At 42.7% G+C, this 21,367-nt stretch carries 20 protein-coding genes, 1 tRNA gene and 1 pseudogene; 8 read left to right on the top strand and 14 right to left on the bottom strand.

Annotated features, from left to right (window positions below; all coding sequences use genetic code 11):
* The first annotated feature begins 20 nt into the window (after positions 1–20).
* Positions 21–1,934 (top strand): FAD-binding monooxygenase, encoded by a 1,914-nt coding sequence (locus tag CYL31_RS14700; protein ID WP_212915943.1) that lies wholly within the window; start codon positions 21–23, stop codon positions 1,932–1,934.
* A 378-nt stretch (positions 1,935–2,312) separates the two neighbouring features.
* Here the strand turns inward: CYL31_RS14700 and CYL31_RS14705 are convergent, their stop codons facing one another.
* Positions 2,313–2,561, bottom strand: coding sequence for an SDR family NAD(P)-dependent oxidoreductase (locus tag CYL31_RS14705; RefSeq protein WP_212915944.1), 249 nt, complete (start codon positions 2,559–2,561; stop codon positions 2,313–2,315).
* Positions 2,562–2,801: 240 nt separating this feature from the next.
* On the opposite strand from CYL31_RS14705, the gene CYL31_RS14710 reads away from it, so the two are divergent.
* Positions 2,802–3,383: a TetR/AcrR family transcriptional regulator gene (locus tag CYL31_RS14710; protein WP_212915945.1), complete on the top strand. Its 582-nt coding sequence runs from the start codon at positions 2,802–2,804 to the stop codon at positions 3,381–3,383.
* A 222-nt stretch (positions 3,384–3,605) separates the two neighbouring features.
* Here CYL31_RS14710 and CYL31_RS14715 read toward each other — a convergent pair whose 3' ends face one another.
* The 4 genes from CYL31_RS14715 to CYL31_RS14730 form a co-directional block, all read right to left on the bottom strand.
* Positions 3,606–6,677 carry an efflux RND transporter permease subunit gene (locus tag CYL31_RS14715; RefSeq protein WP_212915946.1) on the bottom strand — a complete coding sequence of 1,024 codons (3,072 nt, stop codon included), beginning with the start codon at positions 6,675–6,677 and terminating at the stop codon, positions 3,606–3,608.
* Positions 6,670–7,806, bottom strand: coding sequence for an efflux RND transporter periplasmic adaptor subunit (locus CYL31_RS14720; RefSeq protein WP_212915947.1), 1,137 nt, complete (start codon positions 7,804–7,806; stop codon positions 6,670–6,672). The genes CYL31_RS14715 and CYL31_RS14720 overlap by 8 nt, the downstream gene beginning before the upstream one ends.
* Positions 7,807–7,894: 88 nt before the next feature.
* On the bottom strand, positions 7,895–8,497 hold the full coding sequence (locus CYL31_RS14725) for a TetR/AcrR family transcriptional regulator (RefSeq protein ID WP_212915948.1): 603 nt from the start codon (positions 8,495–8,497) through the stop codon (positions 7,895–7,897).
* Positions 8,498–8,811: 314 nt separating this feature from the next.
* On the bottom strand, positions 8,812–9,723 hold the full coding sequence (locus CYL31_RS14730; RefSeq protein ID WP_212915949.1) for a pirin family protein: 912 nt from the start codon (positions 9,721–9,723) through the stop codon (positions 8,812–8,814).
* 235 nt (positions 9,724–9,958) lie between these two features.
* Here CYL31_RS14730 and CYL31_RS14735 point away from each other — a divergent pair, with 235 nt between their 5' ends.
* The 4 genes and pseudogenes from CYL31_RS14735 to CYL31_RS14750 all read left to right on the top strand — a co-directional run.
* Positions 9,959–10,366, top strand: coding sequence for a ketosteroid isomerase-related protein (locus tag CYL31_RS14735; RefSeq protein WP_212915950.1), 408 nt, complete (start codon positions 9,959–9,961; stop codon positions 10,364–10,366).
* A gap of 35 nt (positions 10,367–10,401) precedes the next feature.
* Positions 10,402–10,992, top strand: coding sequence for a GNAT family N-acetyltransferase (locus CYL31_RS14740; protein WP_212915951.1), 591 nt, complete (start codon positions 10,402–10,404; stop codon positions 10,990–10,992).
* A 15-nt stretch (positions 10,993–11,007) separates the two neighbouring features.
* Complete coding sequence (locus tag CYL31_RS14745) at positions 11,008–11,166, top strand: hypothetical protein (protein WP_212915952.1); 159 nt, start codon at positions 11,008–11,010, stop codon at positions 11,164–11,166.
* A pseudogene (locus CYL31_RS14750) lies at positions 11,148–11,580 on the top strand (transposase); the annotation flags it as partial. The gene CYL31_RS14745 and the pseudogene CYL31_RS14750, both read left to right, overlap by 19 nt.
* 337 nt (positions 11,581–11,917) lie before the next feature.
* Here CYL31_RS14750 and CYL31_RS14755 read toward each other — a convergent pair.
* The 3 genes from CYL31_RS14755 to uvrB all read right to left on the bottom strand — a co-directional run bounded on the left by CYL31_RS14755 (position 11,918) and on the right by uvrB (position 14,328).
* Positions 11,918–11,994: transfer RNA gene (locus tag CYL31_RS14755), tRNA-Val, on the bottom strand.
* 82 nt (positions 11,995–12,076) lie between these two features.
* A complete protein-coding gene (locus CYL31_RS14760; RefSeq protein WP_048814087.1) occupies positions 12,077–12,265 on the bottom strand; it encodes a hypothetical protein in 189 nt (62 codons plus the stop codon).
* A 35-nt stretch (positions 12,266–12,300) separates the two neighbouring features.
* A complete protein-coding gene (gene uvrB, locus CYL31_RS14765) occupies positions 12,301–14,328 on the bottom strand; it encodes an excinuclease ABC subunit UvrB (RefSeq protein ID WP_212915953.1) in 2,028 nt (675 codons plus the stop codon).
* Positions 14,329–14,594: 266 nt separating this feature from the next.
* On the opposite strand from uvrB, the gene CYL31_RS14770 reads away from it, so the two are divergent.
* A complete protein-coding gene (locus CYL31_RS14770; RefSeq protein ID WP_212915954.1) occupies positions 14,595–16,319 on the top strand; it encodes a SulP family inorganic anion transporter in 1,725 nt (574 codons plus the stop codon).
* Between the two features lie 45 nt (positions 16,320–16,364).
* On the opposite strand, the gene CYL31_RS14775 is transcribed toward CYL31_RS14770, so the two are convergent.
* The 5 genes from CYL31_RS14775 to ihfB all read right to left on the bottom strand — a co-directional run bounded on the left by CYL31_RS14775 (position 16,365) and on the right by ihfB (position 19,484).
* Entirely contained in the window at positions 16,365–16,679 is a 315-nt protein-coding gene (locus CYL31_RS14775; RefSeq protein ID WP_212915955.1) for a ComEA family DNA-binding protein, read from the bottom strand.
* 148 nt (positions 16,680–16,827) lie between these two features.
* Positions 16,828–17,535, bottom strand: coding sequence for an orotidine-5'-phosphate decarboxylase (gene pyrF / locus CYL31_RS14780; protein WP_212915956.1), 708 nt, complete (start codon positions 17,533–17,535; stop codon positions 16,828–16,830).
* Between the two features lie 58 nt (positions 17,536–17,593).
* Complete coding sequence (gene lapB / locus CYL31_RS14785) at positions 17,594–18,772, bottom strand: lipopolysaccharide assembly protein LapB (protein ID WP_212915957.1); 1,179 nt, start codon at positions 18,770–18,772, stop codon at positions 17,594–17,596.
* 5 nt (positions 18,773–18,777) lie between these two features.
* Positions 18,778–19,101 (bottom strand): LapA family protein, encoded by a 324-nt coding sequence (locus tag CYL31_RS14790; RefSeq protein WP_212915958.1) that lies wholly within the window; start codon positions 19,099–19,101, stop codon positions 18,778–18,780.
* Between the two features lie 74 nt (positions 19,102–19,175).
* The gene (gene ihfB, locus CYL31_RS14795) at positions 19,176–19,484 is read right to left on the bottom strand and encodes an integration host factor subunit beta (RefSeq protein ID WP_212915959.1); all 309 of its coding nucleotides are present in this window, start codon (positions 19,482–19,484) and stop codon (positions 19,176–19,178) included.
* A 208-nt stretch (positions 19,485–19,692) separates the two neighbouring features.
* Between ihfB and ppa the strand changes: the two genes are divergently transcribed.
* Complete coding sequence (gene ppa, locus CYL31_RS14800; protein ID WP_072841202.1) at positions 19,693–20,223, top strand: inorganic diphosphatase; 531 nt, start codon at positions 19,693–19,695, stop codon at positions 20,221–20,223.
* 75 nt (positions 20,224–20,298) lie between these two features.
* Here the strand turns inward: ppa and trxB are convergent, their stop codons facing one another.
* A complete protein-coding gene (gene trxB, locus CYL31_RS14805; protein ID WP_212915960.1) occupies positions 20,299–21,264 on the bottom strand; it encodes a thioredoxin-disulfide reductase in 966 nt (321 codons plus the stop codon).
* Positions 21,265–21,367: the final 103 nt, after the last annotated feature.

A 21,367-nucleotide genomic window follows, 5' to 3' on the forward strand; every position in this document is an offset into this window, starting at 1 on the left:
CAATAATAAGAGGACAATCCATGCAATTTTATCAACAAGGCTTTCACCCAGGCGATCCTAAAATTACCGATCCTGCAGATCGAGTCATCGCTCCGCCTTTAAAACATCCACTACCATCAGAAGTCGATGTAATGATTGTGGGTTGTGGTCCTGCAGGGCTCAATATCGCCGCTCAATTGTCGAAATTTGCCTCTATTTCTACCTGTATTGTCGAACAAAAAGACGATCGTTTATTAGTAGGTCAAGCAGATGGTATTGCTTGTCGTACCATGGAAATGTTTGAAGCCTATGACTTCGCAGATCAAATTAAGCAAGAAGCCTACTGGGTAAACGAAACCGCTTTTTGGAAACCTAATACTGAACAACCAGAGCAAATTGCACGCAGTAGCAAAATTCAAGACGTGGAAGATGACTTATCTGAAATGCCTCATGTCATCATCAACCAAGCCAGAGTGCATGACGCCTTTCTTGATGTGATGCGCCACGGGCCAGGGAAAGTCGTTCCCCATTACTCCCGCCAACTACTCAATCTTGAAGTCGATCCAACAGTCACAGATTACCCGGTGACACTGACGTTTGAACGTTTAGACTCTCAACATCTTGGCGTGATCGAGACGGTTAAAGCCAAATACGTGGTTGGGTGTGACGGTGCTCGGAGCACAGTACGTAAATCCATTGGCCGTGAATTGGTCGGCGACTCTATCAATCAAGGATGGGGCGTTATGGATGTATTGGCAGTAACCGACTTTCCTGATATTCGCCTAAAATCAGCGATTCATTCCAGTAATGAAGGCAACATGCTGATCATTCCACGCGAAGGCGGTTACATGGTGCGCTTGTATATAGAGCTGGACAAACTAAAACACAATGAACGACTCAGCAAGCAATCAATCACAACCGATTACCTTATTGCTGCAGCAAACCGCATCATGCATCCGTACACCATCGAGGTGAAAGAAATCGCTTGGTGGAGCGTGTATGAAATCGGCCAACGGCTTACTACCGCATTTGATGACGCCGAAGATGGTCGATTACCTCATGTATTTTTAGCTGGTGACGCTTGCCACACTCACAGCCCAAAAGCGGGACAAGGACTGAATACTTCGGTTAATGACACATGGAATTTAGGCTGGAAACTTGCCCATGTACTAACAGGAAGAGCAAATTCAGAATTACTGCAGTCTTATTCTTTCGAAAGACAAACTGTGGCTCAGCAATTAATCGATTTCGATCGCGAGTTTTCGAAAATGTTTAGCGCCAAACCTAAATCTGCAACCAATCCGGATGGTGTTGATCCAATCGCTTTTCAGCAATACTTTGTTCAATTTGGTCGCTTCACCGCTGGTACCGCCATTCACTATCCGCAGTCAGACTTGGTATCGTCTGGACAACATCAAGGTTTAGCAACAGGACAAACCATTGGTATGCGTTTTCATTCTGCCAAAGTAACTCACCACGCTGATGCAAAACCGGTACATCTTGGTCACAGTATGAAAGCCGATGGTCGTTGGCACATTCTCGCCTTTGCAGGAGAGCAAAGCTTTATGAGCGATACTTGCAAAGTTAAAGCCCTGTGCGAGTTTTTACAAAACAACCCGTCATCTCCTATCCAGCGTTTTACACCAAAAGATGCAGATATCGATGCCATAATCAATGTGCAAGCTGTCTTCCAAGTACCTCATCGGGAAATAGAAGTAGCCGATATTCATTCGCTTTTACAGCCATCAAAAGGCTGCCACGGGTTAAAGGATTATGAAAAAGTCTACAGCGCTCTTTGTGAAGAGAACTCGTTCTATGACAAACGAGGAATAGACAAGAAAAACGGCTGCATAATCATCGTTCGGCCGGATCAATATGTGGCAGACGTTCTGCCGCTCGATGATCACAAAAGCATCATCCGCTTTTTTGACAGCGTGCTCATTCCAAGCACTTAACGATCAACATTTGAAACAAAGACAGACGAAGAGACCTTTGCCTGTCTTTATGAACTAGATGAAAAAAACATCAAAGTATTTAAACGAATGAATCAACCTAACCCAAATGCCTTGCGCAAACTTTTATCAACAGGGCCTGCCGGCATAAAGCGACGTAATTTTCTTAATAAAGACGCTTCACCTGCGGGTGTATGACGCATTTTCCATTTACCAAGAGCCGCTTCAATGACTGTGCTTGCGACGCCATCAGGTTCTGGAGCATTTTTTACGTTTTTTGCAACTGCTGCCGAAGAAAGGTTTAGCTCGTGTTCGTAAGCTGAAATTTTATCGGCGGTGCTAGGTGCACTTATATCAAGATTTGTTCTAGTGAAAGAGGGCTCAACTAAAGAGACATGCGTTGTTAATGAGCAAAGTCACATCACCACACTCTTTCACAACTCTAGCAATATCTTCTGGACTGTTTACATCCAGCTTTACAGGAACAACCCCCTCAAGAGTCACCGTTTCTGGGTTTCGCGCTGCCGCATAGACTTTTTTTGCACCACGCTTCAGGGCCTCTTGAGCAAATACAAGACCAAGCCCTCTGTTTGAGCCAGTAATCAAAACAACCGCATTTTCAATATTCATGTTTAACACCTTTATCTTAGTTTTAGTTAAAAAATATTACGATTATCATATTTTATAACTCCAACATTGTCTATCGCAAAAAACGAAGCTTTTTATCAATAATCCGTTAAAAGACTCTAACCAATTGAGATTACTGAATAAATTAAAATAACCAATCCGTGTCACGACTCAAGGTTAGACATGATGTGGCGTTTTAAACATTTATCAATTATGATAATCGACATAAAACTAGGGGAAACTATGAAGAAAACTAAGCCAAATCATAAGAAAGAAGCCACACACGAACGCATCGTCTTAGCGGCTTCAAAAGCGATACGGCGAAATGGATACGACGGCGTCAGTGTTGCAGACATAATGAAAGAAGCAGGTCTGACCCATGGCGGGTTCTATGCGCATTTTCCTTCAAGAGAAGCCATGCTAGTAGAGGCTGCTAGCAAAGCAGGGACGGATGTTCTCGCTGTTTTAGCGGATAGCGTTTCATCGGTACCACCGCAAGAATCGCTAACCAAACTTTTAGAAACCTATTTGTCATCCTCTCACATTAATTCCTGTGAGACAGGTTGCGTTATTGGCGCACTTGGCTCAGAAACAAGCCGCCAATCAGATGATATTCGCCATGTAATAACACAGCGCGTAAAAGAAATGGTTGACCTAGTAGCACGTCAAACTGACGATTGGGGAAAACCAGAAGCCCATGAGCGAGCATTATCGATAGTGGCAACCATGATTGGAACACTCACTATCGCCAGAGCCGTGGATGACCCAAAATTAGCTGATGCTATCGTAAAAGCATCACTAAAAAGCTTACTTGAAAACAAATAAAGCATGCATAAATGCTTTATTTTTCACTAAAAAATGATATACATCATATTAAATTAATAAGGCCTACAACCTAAAAAAATCGCCATGCAGGTTGATAGCACAGCGAGTTAATAGTTATAGAAAATAATTCTTCATATGAATAAAAAACGCCCATTACCTTCTTGCCGACACTTCAAATATAGAAGAAATGACAAGACGGTAATGGGCGTTAAGGAAGGTAGATTACTCTACATGCGCCACTGACTTAACAGGTTTTACCTTAAACCAAATCGCATACATGGCAGGAAGGAAGACCAAAGTCAAAACCGTTCCAGCCAATGTTCCACCTATCAGGGTATAAGCTAACGTCCCCCAAAAGACTGAGTGAGTTAATGGAATAAAGGCTAGAATTGCCGCCAAAGCGGTTAATAATACGGGCCTAGCCCTCTGTACCGTCGCCTCAATAACGGCATTAAAACTATCCAGCCCATCTTCCAAGTTTTGCTCAATTTGACCAATCAATATTAATGTATTTCGCATCAATATACCGGACAGTGCGATAAGACCAACCAAAGCATTGATACCAAATGGCTGTTGGAAGGCCAACAAAGTAGGCACAACACCAATCAATCCAAGTGGGCTGGTTGCAAACACCATGATCATTGATGGAATCGAGCGGACTTGAAACATGATAATCAACAAAGTAAGTGCAATCATTATTGGGAATAAAGGAAGTAGCGCTTTAGTTGCTTTCCCTGATTCTTCAATATTTCCCGCCATCACTATTTTATAACCTGATGGCAACGTAGCTATAATTGGCTCTAGCTGCTTGTAAATATGCGATGATACATCTGGTGGTTGAAGGTCATCCTGTATATCACCTTGTACAGTCATGGTTGGAACACGATCACGTCTTCGTTGGATAGGTTCTTCCTCACGTATCTCAACAGAGCCCACTTGCGATAACGGAATTGGACTACCGGATGCATTAATCAGAGTAAAATCCTGAATCTTGCTAGGATCTAAGCGAATATCACCGGCGGCACGAGCCATCACTTGTACAGTACGAATATCTTCTCGTATTTCGGTGATCGGAATACCCGACAATAGGAATTGTAATTGTTGAGACACACTACTCGTTGTTAATCCTAGTGCCTGCAATCGATCTTGCTCAAGCTTGAAATGCATGGTCGGAATTCTCGTTCCCCAGTCCGTATTAACTGTTCGCATCATTGGACTGTCATTCATGACATCTTTTACCTGAGAAGAAATAGAACGCAACACATCTATATCTGGACCACTAACTCGGAAAGCTACAGGGAAAGGAGAATATGGCCCGAAAACCAATTGCGATACCCTAACTCTAGCCTCAGGAGCCAAACCATTCGCAACCACTTCTCGTAACCTATTTTTCAAGGCTTCTCGCTCATCCTGATTGCTAGTCAATACAACAATCTTAGCAAAGGAAGGATCTGGCAATTCAGGAGACATAGCCAAGTAAAAACGCGGTGCGCCTTGACCAATATATGATGTTACGACTTTTGCTTCTGGTTGTTTAAGCAACCACTCTTCAACTAGTTTCGTAGATCCACTGGTCTGCTTAATTGAAGAACCATAAGGCATCTGAACTTCAACCAAGACTTCAGGACGATCAGATGTTGGGAAGAATTGTTTTTTCACTACCCCCATACCAGCTACCGCCGTACCAAAAAGTAGAACAACGACAACAGCTACCAACCACTTTTTACTGATTACAGAGGTTAGAACTTGGCGGAATCGATTATAGTTTTTCGTATCATAGATAGCCGCATGACCACCTTCAACTTTAGCGATATTAGGCAATAACTTTACACCTAGATAAGGCGTAAAAATCACAGCAACAAGCCAAGATACAATAAGAGAAATACCCACGATCCAAAACATATTACTGGTGTATTCACCAGCTGTTGAACGGGCAAATCCATTTGGCATAAAGCCAACGGCCGTAACTAATGTTCCCGATAGCATAGGCGCTGCAGTGTGACTCCATGCATAAGCAGAAGCCTGTGCACGACTATAGCCCTCTTCCATTTTTACCACCATCATTTCGATGGCAATTATGGCATCATCCACCAGCAAACCAAGGGCCAATATGAGGGAGCCAAGCGTAATTCGATCAAAGTTTTTATCCGTTGCCGCCATGACGACAAACACAAACGCCAATGTAAGAGGTACAGCAGCGGCAACCACAATACCGACTCGCCAGCCCATACTAACAAAACAAACTAGCATCACGACCAACAGAGCGACGAAAAACTTGATCATAAACTCATCAATCGAAGCGCTAATATTTACCGATTGATCTGTCACATTTGACAGCGTCATACCAAGAGGCAACTCACCATTAATCGCTTTCACTTCTTCCTGAAGCGCTTCCCCTAGATCCAATCCATTCCATCCGTCTCGCATTATAATGCCAAGTAAAAGCGAGGGCTCGCCATTGTTACGAACGAAGAAAGTCGCGGGGTCTTCATAACCTCGAGTAACACTCGCAACATCAGATAATTTGAGTGTTCGACCTTGGGCGACTATTGGGGTATTTCGGATCTTATCTAGAGTATCGAGCGCTCCATCTAATCTAATAAAAACTTGCGGCCCTTTGGTATCAATAGAACCAGCTGGCGTTAACAAGTTTTGATTATTAAGAGAAGAAAAAATATCTTGTGCAGAAACCCCTAAAGTCGCCAACCTATCATGTGAGAACGACACAAAAATTCGTTCTGCCTGCTCTCCAATGATGTTTACCTTTTTGACACCCTCGATATGCAACAAACGCTGACGTAACTCTTCCGCATCACGGACTAATTTACGATGCGGCTCTCCTTGTGCTTTCAAGGCATAAAGAGCAAAGGTAACATCTGCATATTCATCATTCACAAAGGGCCCAATAACACCTGATGGCAAATTACTGGTTTCATCACCTACTTTTTTACGAGCCTGATAAAACTGCTCCTGAACATCTGCGGGCGGCGTACTATCCTTCAACTGAACAGTGGTAAAAGCAAGACCTGGACGAGTAAAAGTACTGGTATAATCATACCAACGCAGCTCTTGCATGCGTTTTTCTATTTTATCAGCAACCTGCTCCTCCATTTCCTGAGCGGTAGCGCCTGGCCACATACTCACAATGGTCATTGTTTTGACGGTAAAAGGAGGATCTTCAGCGCGACCAAGACCTAGAAAAGCAATCACCCCAGCAATGGAGATTAGAAGAATCAAAAAGAAAGTAACGGACTGCTCTCGTACCGCTAAAGCTGAAAGGTTAAACTTACTCATTAACGTTACCATCCTTTACTGAAGACAGTTGCCCATTACTAATTCTTACCGTCTCATTGTCACTTAAAAGGTGAGCCCCAAGAGCAACAACCTGATCTGTAGATTTAATATTAGCGGATATATTTACCGTCTCAGCACTAATACGTTGCACATCAACAGATCGCCATGCAACTTGAGGAGATTGCTGAGTATTTTCAATAACCCAAATGCCTGTGTCTTTACCATTATCGTACAGGGCTCCAATCGGTAAATTAAAGCTAGTGTCATTAGGCTGGCGAGTATTAGGCAATTCAACTTTCACAGTGACACCAAGTGGTGCATTAGCTAACGCACCACTCAACACATAACGTGCTTCAAATGTTCGAGTAATACTATCGGCCACATCAGAAAGCTGTCGTAATGTCGCAGAAACAAATGCTTGCTCACCATTTGGGTTATAAAGAGTTGCTCTACCTGTTGACCCTAATTCTGGTCTTAACGTTTCAGGAAGGTAGATTATCGCTTCTCTTTGACCTGCATGTGCTATACGAACCACCGCTTGCCCTGGAGCGACAACTTGACCTGGTTCAGCAAAAGTGTCCATTACCACGCCATCTGAGTCTGCTATGAGCGTACTGTATTTAGAAGCGTTAAAAGCGACATCTGCTTGTGACTGAGCTGCGCTTAATTCTGCCTTAGCGACATCTGAAGCAGCTTTATAGCTTGCGTAAACAGACGCTGAAATCAATCCTTTCTTAAGTATTTCTCGGTAGCGTTTTTCATCACTCTGAGCCTGTTGTGCTCGTGCTTTTGCAGCTGCAACGGCTTCTTTTTGAGCTTTTGCTTGCAGAGTTAAATCAATAGGATCCACTCGCATGAGAGGCTGACCTTTCACCACAGTTTGGCCTGCGCTAACGAATCGCTCCAAGACCTTGCCTTGTACTCGAAAACCAGCATCACTCTGCACTCGTGCCGCAACGATACCGGTAAAAGTACGCGTCTCTTGTTCTACTTTTTGAGGATAGGTAACACGGACTAAGGGTGCCTGCAATCTCGGATCCGGTACAGATTCTTCATTACAGGCAGTCAACATAAGGGAAGTGGCAAGCACTACAGTAAACGGGGCAAGCCTACGTGGAAACGAGAACATACATAATAGCCTCTTCGAATAGATGAAGAAGCCATTATTATACTGGTGACCAACTTAGTCAACGGTCACTATGAAGGTATTTTTTAGATTAGCTTAAGAATTTAAGAATAACCTTAGATATCTGAGACACATCACTTTCAGCTTTATCCATATTGTATTGAAGTAACTGCGGATCGTAGTAAGGTCGTAAAATAAGAAAAATCACTTCGGTACTGTCTTCTATTTCTACCTGTTTACTAAACTCTCCTGACTCTATACCTGTGTTAATAATAGAAGTTATAAAAGCCAACATATTCGCCTTATAATCAATCGCAGACTGCCAATTCTCAGCCGCTGCAAAGGCCGCGATATCATAAAGCTTTTGTTCCTGGAAAAAGAGGCGAAGGCTTGATCTTGCAATAGCAGCTAATGCGCCTTCAAGTGTTTCTGTTGCACTCAAATTTAAAGCAACAACCTTTTCAACTTCAATTTCAATGTTGCGCAAGCAACTGCTACAAATAACTTCGGCAATGGCTTGTTTCGATTTGAAAAATTTATAGACATAAGCTTTAGATATGCCAATGCTCTTTGCAATGTCTGACACACTGGTTTTTTCATAGCCATAAAGTCGAAAATGCTGGTCAGCGGCAAGAATAATCTGGTCTTTAACACTGTTTTCAGCAGACACTTTAGGCTGAGGTATGTGATCCATAGTTTTTCACCAAACGTTCTCTTAAGCAAAAATAAATAGCATCAAAACACCATGTAGAAATACAAATAAGGGTAAGATTGCCTTATCTTAATTTCCAAATAATGCTATCAAATGAAGCATGATGGTAGCGGAAGATAAATTATCTTTCGAGTTACAGCAACAAAACATCTTATTTAAGTCATTATCATTTCAATGTAAATCACCAAACAGAGCCCTTTTATGATTCAGGAAAGGGACTAAAAACCAATGCTATACAACTTTTTCAAAATGAGTCGTCATAACATTCCTCATAAAATGATCAGGCGTAACCCACACTAAGGCAACGGGATAAACTCATCTTCATCACCAATGACTTTTGGAAACGCCCCAGCTTGCCAGTCTCGTTTTGCCTGCTCAACACGCTCTTTACGACTGGAGATAAAATTCCATTCAATAAAGCGCTTACCAATTTTTTCCCCACCAATTAAAGCGATTCTCGAATCCGCTGTAGCGTCAATAACTACATCATCAGCAGCTGATAGGATAACCATGGCAAATTCAGGTATTAGCGTATCTTTAATTTTCAGGCTGCCTTTCGCTACATAAATAGCGCGCTCTTCAGCATTCGGTAAGGTTAAACGTTGCCCGTCTTGCATGTGAGCTTCAACATACAAGGTTTCGGCATAGGTCTTTACGGGTGAGGTTACGCCATAAGCCGTGCCCATTAGGACTCTAAGAGAAACATTATCGACCGATACGGCAGGAATACTGGCCGAAGGATAATGATAAAAAGCTGGCTCGATTTCTTCATCTTTCTCGGGTAAAGCCAGCCATAGCTGCAAACCATGCAATGTATGAGGAACATTCTTCACCTCAGGGCGCTCTCGTTCCGAGTGAGTAATGCCTTTGCCAGCCACCATGAGATTAATATCACCTGGCGTGATTGTGGCATAACTACCAATTGAATCTCTGTGTAAAATTTCACCTTCAAATAGGTAGGTCACAGTGGCCAAATTGATGTGTGGATGTGGACGAACATTGATACCAGAACCCGCAGAAAAATTAGCTGGCCCCATATGATCAAAGAAAATCCACGGACCAACGGTTTTACGTTGCGCTGTTGGCAACGTCCGCCGCACAGTGAACTCACCAAGGTCTTTTCCCCGAGGCTTGATAATAATATCAATCGCCTCGCATCCTTTATCTGTATCGCATTCTAATTCAAGATTCGCTACATCTATGCTCATACTGCCCACCTGCTCCAGTCATTTTTCCAATAAGACATTACTCTAAGCCATCAGTTTTATCACCTCAACATAACCTTTAATCAGAAAATTAAAGATTCAGCAGCTCCATACTAGCAATAACCTACACAGACGACAGGCAATTGCTTGTTTTTGCCAACCCAATAAAAAAACCTTTCTTGACGCTCCGTAAATAATTAACATTCAGCCTTTGTTTTTTTGTTTAGGAACCTTTGCCATGAGCCAGACAACTGTTGAACTACTGCAAACCTATTACAATGCTTTCAATGCTCAAGACATGGACACCTTTTTGTCTTTGCTAACTGACGATGTCATTCACGATATCAACCAAGGCGACCGTGAAATAGGCAAAGATACCTTTGCAGCCTTCATGGAGCGCATGAACACAAACTACAAAGAAACCATTGTCGACATCGTTATCATGTCCAATCCTGCTGGCGATCGTGCAGCGGTTGAGTTCACTGTGTTAGGCGAATACATCGCCACCGACGAAGGCTTACCAGAAGCCAATGACCAAACCTACCAACTGCCAGCTGGCGCCTTCTTCGACATTCGCGATGGTAAAGTCGCACGCGTCACCAACTACTACAACCTAGAAGATTGGATCGCCCAAGTATCGGCTTAAGCCAGCTTACTGACGCGATACAAAACGAGTAGATTATGCTGACATTCCAACGTTTATCTGGCTTCGCCTTAAATCAATACATTGATGAACTGGCCCAGCTGCGTATGCGCGTCTTTCGTGACTTTCCTTATCTTTATGATGGCGACACTCAGTACGAAGCGCGCTACCTTAAAACCTACATTGAAGCGCCAAACAGTGTGATCGTCTTGGCTTTTGATGGCGATAAAATTGTTGGGGCTTCAACCGGTTTGCCACTACGCTATGAAACCGACGAAGTAACACAACCCTTTATCAAAGCCGGTTACAACCTTGATGACATTTTCTATTGCGGTGAATCGGTTCTCTTACCTGAGTATCGCGGCCAAGGTGCCGGTGTGGCCTTCTTCGATCATCGCGAAGAGCATGCTAAAAACCTTGAAGGCATAAAATACGCCTGCTTCTGTGGCGTACAACGTCCAGACGATCACCCAGCTCGTCCAGCCAATTACCAACCACTGGATCAATTCTGGCGTAACCGTGGTTATGAAAAGCGCCCAGAGCTCGCGACTCATTTCAGTTGGAAAGAAATTGCCGAACAAGAAGAATCCCTTAAACCCATGACCTTTTGGATGAAGCCCTTGGTATGAGAAAGATGGCAGAATATGAGCGTATTTAAACTGGCGACGGCACAATATGACATTGGCTTTTTCACCCAATGGGAAGAATTTGTCGACAAACTAGAAAGCTGGGTCGCCAATGCCGCCCAACAAGAGGCTAAGCTACTGGTATTCCCTGGATATAGCGGCCTCATATTGGCGTAAACGCTAGAACTGGCCTCACGCACAGCTTAAAGTTAACGTACATGACATCACAGAGACAGAAAATCTGCTTCATGGTGAAGAGACTTTTATATCAGCGGATTCAGGTTATCGAGGCGCGCCAAAACGAGCAAAACTTAAAGACATCAAAGCCGATTTGCTCATTGCGGAAATGCCAAGCAAAGTACGTCTTCTCAAGCTGCACCCGAGAATAAACAAGCTACCGATCCGAACGGAATATATTAAAGCCAGCATTCGAGCAAAAGTAGAGCACCTATTCCGGATCATAAAGCGTCAGTTTGGTTTTAGGAAAGTGATCTATCGAGGCTTAAGAAGAATAACAACAAACTGGCGATGCTATTTACTTTAGCCAATGTGTTTAGGATCGATCAGATGATACGAGCGGCAAGGAGGTAGTCCGTTAAAAACCCACTAGATAAGGCCATATTAGCTCATTTAGTGACGAAAAGCATAAAAAAAACACTAGAATGAGTGACATCTCGTGCTTTTTCGCTCGAATGAAAAAAGTACTTTTTCCGCCACAAATACATCCCTAATAAAAACAACTGCTTAATGACTGTAAAGATTACTACAGTTTCTCACTAATCACACCATTAGAAAAAATAGGGTAAAGGTCACCATTTCTACCAACATTAAGTAGAGCGGGACACAAATGGGCCAAGAATGGGCCAAAATCAGATACAAAAAAGCCCCGACGCTTTGAATGATCACTAACTGTCGAGGCTTCGTAATTTGGTAGGACTAAGCAGATTCGAACTGCTGACCTCTACCATGTCAAGGTAGCGCTCTAACCAACTGAGCTATAGTCCTAAAAAGTGTTGGCTATTATACGCAGAGGTTTGCTTTTGACAAGCCCTCGTTGATATTTTTTGAAGCCTTTGTTTTAAAACTATTATTCACTGACAGGAACGAGCAGTTCATGACCGATCACTTCGTCAATTAAGCCGTAAGGTACCTTGTATTTTTTATCTTTAAATCGTACAAGTGCGTAGTCGTAACACATTTCGATCACAGTGCAGTTGACGATAACACCGTTGTCGATAACGCGGACTATGTTGTAGTTCCTTAGTGTGATGGCCATTCAAGGCTCCTTTCTTACTTTGAATCCAAGAGTTATTATGATTCGCCAACGTCTTTTAACTTTTTCTGTAGCTGGCGAATTTGGTCTCGATAACCCGCCGCTAGTTCGAATTTAAGCTCTTCTGAGGCTAGCATCATTTCTTTTTGCAGTTGGATCATGGCTTTACGCACTTGAGCCACGTCTTCCATGCTTTCAACCTGGTAGTCTTTTGCGGTCTCAGCGACTTTCTTAGTTTTGTTACCACGTTTGCCCGCACCTGGGTTATAAGCCCCTTCCATGATGTCTTCAACGGATTTGGTAATGCCGACTGGCGTGATGCCATGCTCTTCATTGTACGCTTTTTGTTTTTCACGGCGACGATCCGTTTCGCTGATCGCCCTCTCCATGGATCCTGTAATACGATCAGCGTACAAAATCGCTTTACCATTAACGTTACGAGCAGCACGACCGATGGTTTGAATGAGCGATTTTTCCGAGCGTAAGAAGCCTTCTTTATCGGCATCAAGTATCGCCACAAGGCTCACTTCTGGAATATCCAAGCCTTCTCGCAGCAAGTTAATACCAACTAACACATCAAACTCGCCAAGACGTAAATCTCGAATGATCTCAACTCGCTCTACCGTGTCGATGTCAGAATGCAAATAACGTACTCGAACACCATGATCGCTCAGGTAGTCGCTTAAATCTTCTGCCATGCGTTTGGTTAAAGTAGTCACCAAAACACGCTCGCCAATCGGTGTTCGAAGATTAATTTCAGACAACAAATCATCTACCTGAGTTGCAACAGGTCGAACTTCCAGAATAGGGTCTATCAAGCCTGTAGGGCGGACAATTTGCTCAACCACCCAATCTTGATGTTCTTCTTCGTATTTACCTGGTGTAGCTGAGACAAAAATAGTTTGCGGTTTAATCTGTTCCCACTCTTCAAATCGCATAGGGCGGTTATCAAGAGCGGAAGGCAAACGGAAGCCATATTCAACTAGGTTCTCTTTACGTGACCTGTCACCTTTGTACATAGCACCAATTTGTGACACGGTAACATGAGATTCGTCGATAACGAGCAAAGCATTGGCTGGCAGGTAATCGAATAAAGTGGGCGGTGGTGAGCCCTCTTCACGACCAGACAAGTAACGCGAGTAGTTTTCTATACCGTTGCAGTAGCCCAGCTCCTGCATCATTTCTAAATCATATCGCGTACGCTGATCAAGGCGTTGCATTTCCACCAATTTGTTAAGCGATTTAAGTTGCTCAAGACGCTGATCCAATTCCACTTTAATGCGTTCAATCGCCGCTTGTACGGTTTCTTTTGGTGTTACATAGTGAGTTTTCGGATAAATTGTAACGCGAGGAACTTTGCGAATGGTTTTGTTAGTTAATGGGTCAATCATCGATAAGGTTTCGACTTCGTCATCAAATAGTTCGATACGAATTGCCGTGTCTTCCGAGTCAGCAGGAAAAACTTCAATAACATCGCCACGAACACGGAAATTACCGCGCTCTAATACTAAGTCGTTGCGGCTGTATTGCAGCTCGGCTAAACGGCGCAACACATCACGCTGATCAATGCGATCACCACGATCAAGATGCAGCATCATTTTTAAATAAGATTGTGGGTCACCCAAGCCATAAATTGCCGAAACAGTCGCCACGATAATAACGTCTTCCCGCTCTAACAAGGCTTTAGTCGCCGACAGTCGCATTTGCTCTATGTGTTCGTTAACTGACGCGTCTTTCTCAATAAAGGTATCAGATGCAGCCACATACGCTTCCGGCTGGTAATAATCGTAGTAAGAAACAAAATATTCGACGGCGTTATTGGGGAAGAATTCTTTGAATTCGCCGTAAAGCTGTGCCGCCAAGGTCTTGTTGTGCGCCATGACGATAGTTGGGCGCTTCACTTGTGAAATGACATTGGCAATGGTGTATGTTTTACCTGAGCCTGTTACCCCAAGTAATGTTTGGTGAGCCAAGCCCGCTTCGACACCACGAACAAGTTTTTCAATGGCTTTAGGCTGATCGCCTGCGGGTGAATAGGATGAAACAACCTGGAACTCTTGCGACACGGATATTTTCCCTTAGCTTTACAATCGACTCAATAGATTAGCAAATTTTGCTAGGGCCGTCTGGTATTTCAATCACTCGTAACAATTTGATCACAGCAATATTTGCCTCAAAGAAGAAAACTATCCAGATTCAGCTTTACCAATTCCACCACCACATATAACATAAAGAAATAAGGTTATAATAAAATATCCATAGAAAGCATGTATACGTTTTAATGCGTCATAATCACCAAACCTCTATTAAAAATATTACTTAAGTGAGTTAAATGACTAAATTGGAAAAATACTTTCCTGCAATGGCTTGGCTCAAAGGCTATTCGCGTGAAGACATGCAAACCGATGCGCTGGCAAGTTTTATAGCTACCATTTTATTGATCCCACAAAGCATGGGCTACGCTTTACTTGCGGGATTACCCGCCGTGGTTGGTCTTTACGCAGGTATCGTTCCTGCTATTTTATACTCCCTTTTTGGTACTAGCCGCACACTTGCTGTTGGCCCTGTCGCTATCACCTCAATGATGACTGCGACCATTGCTATGCCATTCGCACTGCCAGGAAGTGAAAACTATGCCGCTATAGCCATGATGTTGGCGTTTCTATCCGGTGTGTTTTTGCTTTTGATGAGCCTGTTAAAAATGGGCTTTTTGTCTAACTTACTAAGTCATCCGGTTATTTCTGGCTTCATAAGTGCTTCTGCGATCTTAATTGCTGTTGGGCAATTCAAACATTTAATTGGTGTCCAAGCCCATGGCAATAACCTTATCGAGCTAACACGAAGTATGCTGCAGCATATCGGTGACATCAATTTACCAACGGTTATTCTGAGTACAATTTCAATCGTTCTTTTAATCCTACTGAAACGCTATTTAACACCTGCTCTAAGTAAACTTGGATTAACGGAAAATATCGCTAGCATGTTGGGCAAAGCAGGCCCTGTCATCGTTGTCGTTGCAACCACGAGCTGCGTAGCTGTGTTTTCTCTAGACTCACTCGGTATCAAAATCGTTGGCGATATAAGCAATAACTTACCCACTATACCCTTCGGAAAATTCACTTTAGATGCCATGATAGATTTGCTATCAGGTGCTTTTCTAATCAGCATTGTGGGTTTTGTTGGATCAGTTTCTGTTGCTCAATCTTTTGCCGCAAAACGCAAACAAGATATTAATCCAAACCAAGAACTTGTCGGTTTAGGATTGGCAAACTTAGGCGCAGCATTCAGTGGGTCGTTTCCAGTAACAGGTGGTTTTTCAAGGTCGGTGGTCAATGTCAGTGCTGGCGCCAAAACACCAATGACGGGGATTTTAACCGGACTACTGATGCTGGTAACCTTGCTGTTTTTCACGCCGCTTTTTTATTACCTTCCAACATCGGTACTAGCAAGCAGCATTACCATCTCTATTTTGCAGCTTATCGATTTTAAAGACTTCTTAAGGCTGTATCGTTTCTCTAAACAAGAAGCTATCGGCTCGTTAGCCACCTTCTTTGTCGTGCTATTTATTGGCATGGAGACTGGCATAATCGTTGGGGTTTCCTTGTCACTATTGTTCTTTCTTTGGCATACAAGCCATCCCCATATTGCTGTAGTGGGTCGTCTTCCAGGAACTGAACACTTTCGCAATGTGAAGCGTTTTGAAGTCGAAACCGACCCAGAAATAGTCACCATTCGAATTGATGAAAACCTCTTCTTTGCCAACGCTAGAGTGCTGGAGGATTATGTATTAACTCTGGTCTCTAATCATAAAAACATCAAACATCTTATTCTCATGTGCAATGCAGTCAACATGATAGATGCCAGTGCATTAGACAGTTTAGAAACCATTGATGATAGATTGAAATCCGCTGGGGTCATGCTGCATTTTTCTGAAATCAAAGGCCCAGTAATGGATAAACTAACGGGGTCGAGCCTAATAGAAAACCTGAGCGGGCAAGTCTTTTTAACCCAACATCAAGCCATGAAAGCCTTAACATCAAAACAAGCGGACGTGTAATCCGCTTGTTTTAACAGCACAACTTTATCAAGCATTTTATTTAAGCTAATTTTCTGAACTTTCGTCCGTTGGTGAGACTTGAAGTAAATCCCTGTTGCGGGCTAAAAGCGCATCACCAATACCTTTAACTTGCGATAACTGATCAATGGAATCAAAACGACCATTCGCTTCTCGATAAGCAATGATCGCTTCGGCTTTTTTTTCACCGACACCAGACATCACAGCGGAAAACTGGGCAGCCGTTGCGGTATTTATATCCAAAGGCGTTGCAGCGATAAGCGAGAAAGGCATAAAAGCCAGAGAAACAATAAGAAGTAAGCGAGAAACACAAGCACGAAAAATACGATTGAAATTCATCATAGAAAAATCCTTTTAAAATTCTTTTTAAAAATAAAAGATGGCATCATGCCAATAAAAAACCACTTAGTGCATCAACAAATGCTGAAGCAAATAAGTGGTTTTAGAGTAAAAGCTTTTTAATCAGACTTCAAGACTCAAAATGAGCATTTTATATCATCACGCCCAAATCAGCATTTACCTGCGTAAGTACAGCAATAGGATCACTCGCCTGCGTGATAGGACGCCCCATTACAAGGTAATGACTGCCTGCAGCCATTGCTTCGACTGGCGTCATAATTCGCTTCTGATCACCTTGATCAGAACCTGTAGGACGAATACCCGGCGTGACTAGAACAAAGTCTTTCCCTAAATCAGCTGACAGCATACTGGATTCTTGAGCAGAACAAACGACACCATCCATTCCAGAAGATTTAGCCAACGCCGCAAGACGTTTAACATGTTGCTCAGGCGTTGAGTCTATACCAATTTCCAAAAGATCAGCTTGATCCATACTAGTCAGTACCGTCACAGCGATAAGCAATGTTTTATTATCAGTCAGTTGCTGCAACGCATTGGCAGAGGCTTCCATCATTCGACGGCCGCCCGTAGCATGCACGTTTACCATCCAAACACCCGCTTTTGCAGCCACACTGACCGCATTAGCGACCGTATTTGGAATATCATGGAATTTAAGATCAAGAAAAATCTCAAAACCTAAATTATGCAGTTCATCCAAAATCACAGGACCAGCTGTTGTAAATAGCTCTTTGCCGACTTTCACTCGACAATGCTTAGGGTCAAGTCGTTTCGCCATCTCAATAGATTGCGCCATGGTTGGGTAATCTAGGGCAACCACTATAGGGGATTGGCAGCTCATTCAGTGTCCTCTTTCTTTCAGTTTCTATCGTTTATAAATGTCAGAATGCTCAGTGGCTTTATTCGCCTTCCAAACCATGAATCGGTTTCACCACACCCCAATTTTTACAACTTGGACATTGCCAATGCAATTGATGGCCTGGAAAGCCACACTGGCGGCATTGATATTTGTGCTTTGCTTGAACCAGCTGATCAATAAGCTCAAATAGAACCACCAAATGTTGCTGGTTATACCCTTGAGAATCCGCTAGCTGCAAACTAATTAGCTCTTTGAAGCCTTTAATCGTTGGGTGCTGCCTAAGCTGCTCGACCAAAAACATTTCGGCGTAATCTTTATCGGTTTCCATGTAATGCTGAACAAGTGCCATAATCAACGCCGTAGAAGGCTTTTTCTGATTCTGTTCTTGTAAAAACTTAATGTACCCGCCACTGCCCCATATTTTTTGGTAACATTCTTTTAGCTTAGGGATAATGATCGAAATGAATTCTGGGTCTTGTTCTGCAGCGTGCTTTAGTTCTTTGATCGCATCACGATAACGCCCCTGGCTATTTAATACGTCCGCAGCACCAATACTGGCTCGAACACAGCTAGAGTCAACATCTAAGGCATTTTTATAATGTTGAAAGGCTTGCTTCCATTGCTCTTTCTTTTGTAGCTCTTGCGCCATTTCACAATGAAAATGCGCTAAACGCTTAATCTCTTTTTTACTCGGTGCTTCTTTAATTAATTCAGAGCCAATTTGAATCGCTTTGTCCCAGCTTTGTTCAAACTCATAAAGATCCACAAGCAAAGCGAGTATTTTTGGCTGAAATTCACTTTTTCGTGAAGTGGATGCCATGTTTAATAACAAGCGCCCTGCTCTATCTAACAAACCTGCCGACATAAAGTCACTGGCCAATTCTAATTGCACCATACGCATTTCACGCTGCGAAATTTCAGGGCGAGCAAGTAAGTTTTGATGGATGTTAATGGCTTTTTGTATTTCGCCTTTTTTGCGAAACAAATTACCCAATGTGAGATGAATATCGAAAGTATCGGAATTGACTTCTAAGGAATCAACAAAGGCATCAATGGCCTCGGAATGTTGATCGTTAAGCAAATGATTCAGACCACGAAAATAATCCGTCGGAATATTCTTCTTAGCCTGTTTATTTTTCTTGGTCGGATTTTTACGCCCCATTGCCCAGCCAACAAAGAGCGCGACAAAAAGAACCAAAAACAACCCAATTTCGGTCAACTCAATTACTCCTTCCCAACAGAAAGCTCTTTAGCAATAGAAGCTTTACGCAAGGCATCCACTTCATCTCGTGCTTTTTCATATTTACGAGTCAACACCCTGATCTGGCGTTCACTGCGCAAATACGCAACAGAGCTTACCAAAAGAGCCACACAAGCCCCTACGGTAAAAGATAAAATAATGTAGAGAGCAACACTCAGTTCGGGACCTTGCCAAAAAACAAGATCAAGAGGAATAAGTTGTGGATTACGGATGGCAAAAAACACACCCACGGCGAGAAAAAAAACAATGAGTACAGTGTAAGTAACTCTTTTCAGCCATTTAAGCATAAAACAACCTACCAAAAATAGAATGGCGTTATTATGCCGTGATAGCTCAAAGATTTCGAGGCATAAGACGTAAATTAGTTAAGTTCGTTTATCTCATCGTCTTCAGGTAAGTTGACTAACTCTCTCAACTCTTTACCTGGTTTAAAATGAGGTACATATTTCGCACTCAACTCAACAGACTCCCCAGTTTTAGGGTTTCGTCCTATTCTAGGTGCTCGATAATGCAGAGAAAAACTACCAAAGCCTCGTATCTCTATGCGCTCACCATTTGCCAAAGAATCAGACATATGTTCAAGCATTGCTTTGATTGCTTGCTCTACATCTTTCACCGGTAAATGGGATTGCTGATCGATTAGCAGCTCTATCAGCTCAGATTTTGTCATTACTGTCCTCGCGACTATAATTTGATCACAGTGTAAGACTAGCTAAATTCAGAAAGAAAGCAATAAGTTAACGCGTTTTAGAGCTGTTTTTACTCATTTTATTCTACTGCAATAGAGAATATTACGAATGGATGCGTTCCACAACTAGCATAGAAGCACTCTAGCTTTTATAATATCGGCCATATTTAACACATTGGAAGAAATAATAATGAGCTATAGCAAGATCCCTGCCGGTAAAGATGCACCAAATGACATCAACGTTATCATCGAAATTCCAGCACAAGCTAATCCAGTAAAATACGAAGTTGATAAAGACATGGATGCGCTTGTTGTTGACCGCTTCATGACAGCTCCTATGTTTTACCCAGCAAACTACGGTTATGTAAACAACACTTTGGCTGACGACGGTGACCCAGTTGACGTATTGGTTATCACACCTTACCCAGTTGTACCTGGCTCTGTCATCCGCTGCCGTCCAGTTGGCGTATTGAACATGTCTGACGAAGCGGGTATGGACGCTAAATTAGTAGCCGTTCCTCACGAAAAACTAAGCAAAGAATACGGTCATATCCAAGACGTGAACGATATTCCACAATTGCTACGCGATCAAATCGAACACTTCTTCGAAAACTACAAAACCCTTGAAAAAGGCAAGTGGGTAAAAGTAGAAGGTTGGGCAAACGCAGAAGAAGCGAAAAAAGCCATCGTTGAAGGCATCGAAGCTTACAACGCTCAGTAATTCGTTTTAAACGAATTACTTTAAGACATAAAAAAAACCGATCCTAGGATCGGTTTTTTTTATTTATATTAATAATTAAAGATCTGCACCGGCAAGACCATCCAAATAACGCTCTGCATCCAACGCCGCCATACAGCCTGTACCTGCGGATGTGATTGCTTGGCGATAAATATGATCAGACACATCACCCGCAGCAAAAACACCTTCAATGCTCGTTTGAGTCGCGTTACCTTGCGTACCAGATTGCACTTTCAAATAGCCATCTTTCATTTCAAGCTGACCTTGGAAGATATCAGTATTTGGCTTGTGACCAATGGCAACAAACAAACCTGCAACGGCTAATTCTTTTTTCTCGCCAGTTTGGCTGTTTTTAATACGAACACCAGTTACCCCAGCGCTATCACCTAGCACTTCATCTAGTTCAGAGTGCCATTCGATTTTCACATTGCCGTTTTTCGCTTTTTCCATCAATTTATCAGATAGAATTTTTTCAGAGCGGAATTTATCACGACGGTGAATAACGGTAACGGTTTTAGCAATATTAGCAAGGTAAAGCGCTTCTTCAACAGCCGTATTACCACCACCGATTACAGCAACATCTTGGTTACGGTAGAAGAAACCATCACATGTTGCGCAAGCAGACACGCCTTGGCCCATATACTTTGTCTCACTTTCCATACCAAGATACTGAGCACTTGCACCAGTTGAAATTATCAAAGCATCACAAGTATAAACACCACTGTCGCCTTCCAAACGGAATGGACGGTTTTTCAAATCGACTTTGTTAACGTGGTCAAAAATAATTTCTGTTTCAAAGCGTTCGGCGTGCTTACGCATACGCTCCATCAATTCTGGGCCTTGTACGCCTTGGTCATCACCCGGCCAGTTATCAACTTCAGTAGTTGTGGTCAGCTGACCACCCATTTGCATACCTGTAATCATCACAGGATTAAGGTTCGCACGAGCCGCATAAACAGCCGCGGTATAACCCGCAGGGCCAGAACCTAAAATCATTAATTTAGCGTGTTTAACATCGCTCATGTTATTGCTCCTGTAAATGTATGCTTGCCTGACACAAAAAAGGCCGGCTAAAAAGTCTGTGGTGAATTCTAACGAAAATCTGCTGAAATTCTTAGAGAAAAAT

Source organism: Marinomonas sp. A3A (assembly GCF_018336955.1).
GTDB classification, from domain to species: domain Bacteria; phylum Pseudomonadota; class Gammaproteobacteria; order Pseudomonadales; family Marinomonadaceae; genus Marinomonas; species Marinomonas lutimaris.

What these genes read in the sequence shown, in the direction of transcription:
- CYL31_RS14745 (WP_212915952.1), top strand. Translation starts at nt 11,008, where the DNA reads ATGAGCGTATTTAAACTGGCGACGGCACAATATGACATTGGCTTTTTC.
- CYL31_RS14730 (WP_212915949.1), bottom strand. Translation starts at nt 9,723, where the DNA reads ATGAGCATAGATGTAGCGAATCTTGAATTAGAATGCGATACAGATAAA.
- CYL31_RS14790 (WP_212915958.1), bottom strand. Translation starts at nt 19,101, where the DNA reads ATGCTTAAATGGCTGAAAAGAGTTACTTACACTGTACTCATTGTTTTT.
- CYL31_RS14770 (WP_212915954.1), top strand. Translation starts at nt 14,595, where the DNA reads ATGACTAAATTGGAAAAATACTTTCCTGCAATGGCTTGGCTCAAAGGC.
- ppa (WP_072841202.1), top strand. Translation starts at nt 19,693, where the DNA reads ATGAGCTATAGCAAGATCCCTGCCGGTAAAGATGCACCAAATGACATC.
- trxB (WP_212915960.1), bottom strand. Translation starts at nt 21,264, where the DNA reads ATGAGCGATGTTAAACACGCTAAATTAATGATTTTAGGTTCTGGCCCT.
- ihfB (WP_212915959.1), bottom strand. Translation starts at nt 19,484, where the DNA reads ATGACAAAATCTGAGCTGATAGAGCTGCTAATCGATCAGCAATCCCAT.
- CYL31_RS14705 (WP_212915944.1), bottom strand. Translation starts at nt 2,561, where the DNA reads ATGAATATTGAAAATGCGGTTGTTTTGATTACTGGCTCAAACAGAGGG.
- CYL31_RS14725 (WP_212915948.1), bottom strand. Translation starts at nt 8,497, where the DNA reads ATGGATCACATACCTCAGCCTAAAGTGTCTGCTGAAAACAGTGTTAAA.
- CYL31_RS14710 (WP_212915945.1), top strand. Translation starts at nt 2,802, where the DNA reads ATGAAGAAAACTAAGCCAAATCATAAGAAAGAAGCCACACACGAACGC.
- CYL31_RS14720 (WP_212915947.1), bottom strand. Translation starts at nt 7,806, where the DNA reads ATGTTCTCGTTTCCACGTAGGCTTGCCCCGTTTACTGTAGTGCTTGCC.
- CYL31_RS14760 (WP_048814087.1), bottom strand. Translation starts at nt 12,265, where the DNA reads ATGGCCATCACACTAAGGAACTACAACATAGTCCGCGTTATCGACAAC.
- pyrF (WP_212915956.1), bottom strand. Translation starts at nt 17,535, where the DNA reads ATGAGCTGCCAATCCCCTATAGTGGTTGCCCTAGATTACCCAACCATG.
- CYL31_RS14700 (WP_212915943.1), top strand. Translation starts at nt 21, where the DNA reads ATGCAATTTTATCAACAAGGCTTTCACCCAGGCGATCCTAAAATTACC.
- CYL31_RS14740 (WP_212915951.1), top strand. Translation starts at nt 10,402, where the DNA reads ATGCTGACATTCCAACGTTTATCTGGCTTCGCCTTAAATCAATACATT.
- CYL31_RS14775 (WP_212915955.1), bottom strand. Translation starts at nt 16,679, where the DNA reads ATGATGAATTTCAATCGTATTTTTCGTGCTTGTGTTTCTCGCTTACTT.
- CYL31_RS14735 (WP_212915950.1), top strand. Translation starts at nt 9,959, where the DNA reads ATGAGCCAGACAACTGTTGAACTACTGCAAACCTATTACAATGCTTTC.
- CYL31_RS14715 (WP_212915946.1), bottom strand. Translation starts at nt 6,677, where the DNA reads ATGAGTAAGTTTAACCTTTCAGCTTTAGCGGTACGAGAGCAGTCCGTT.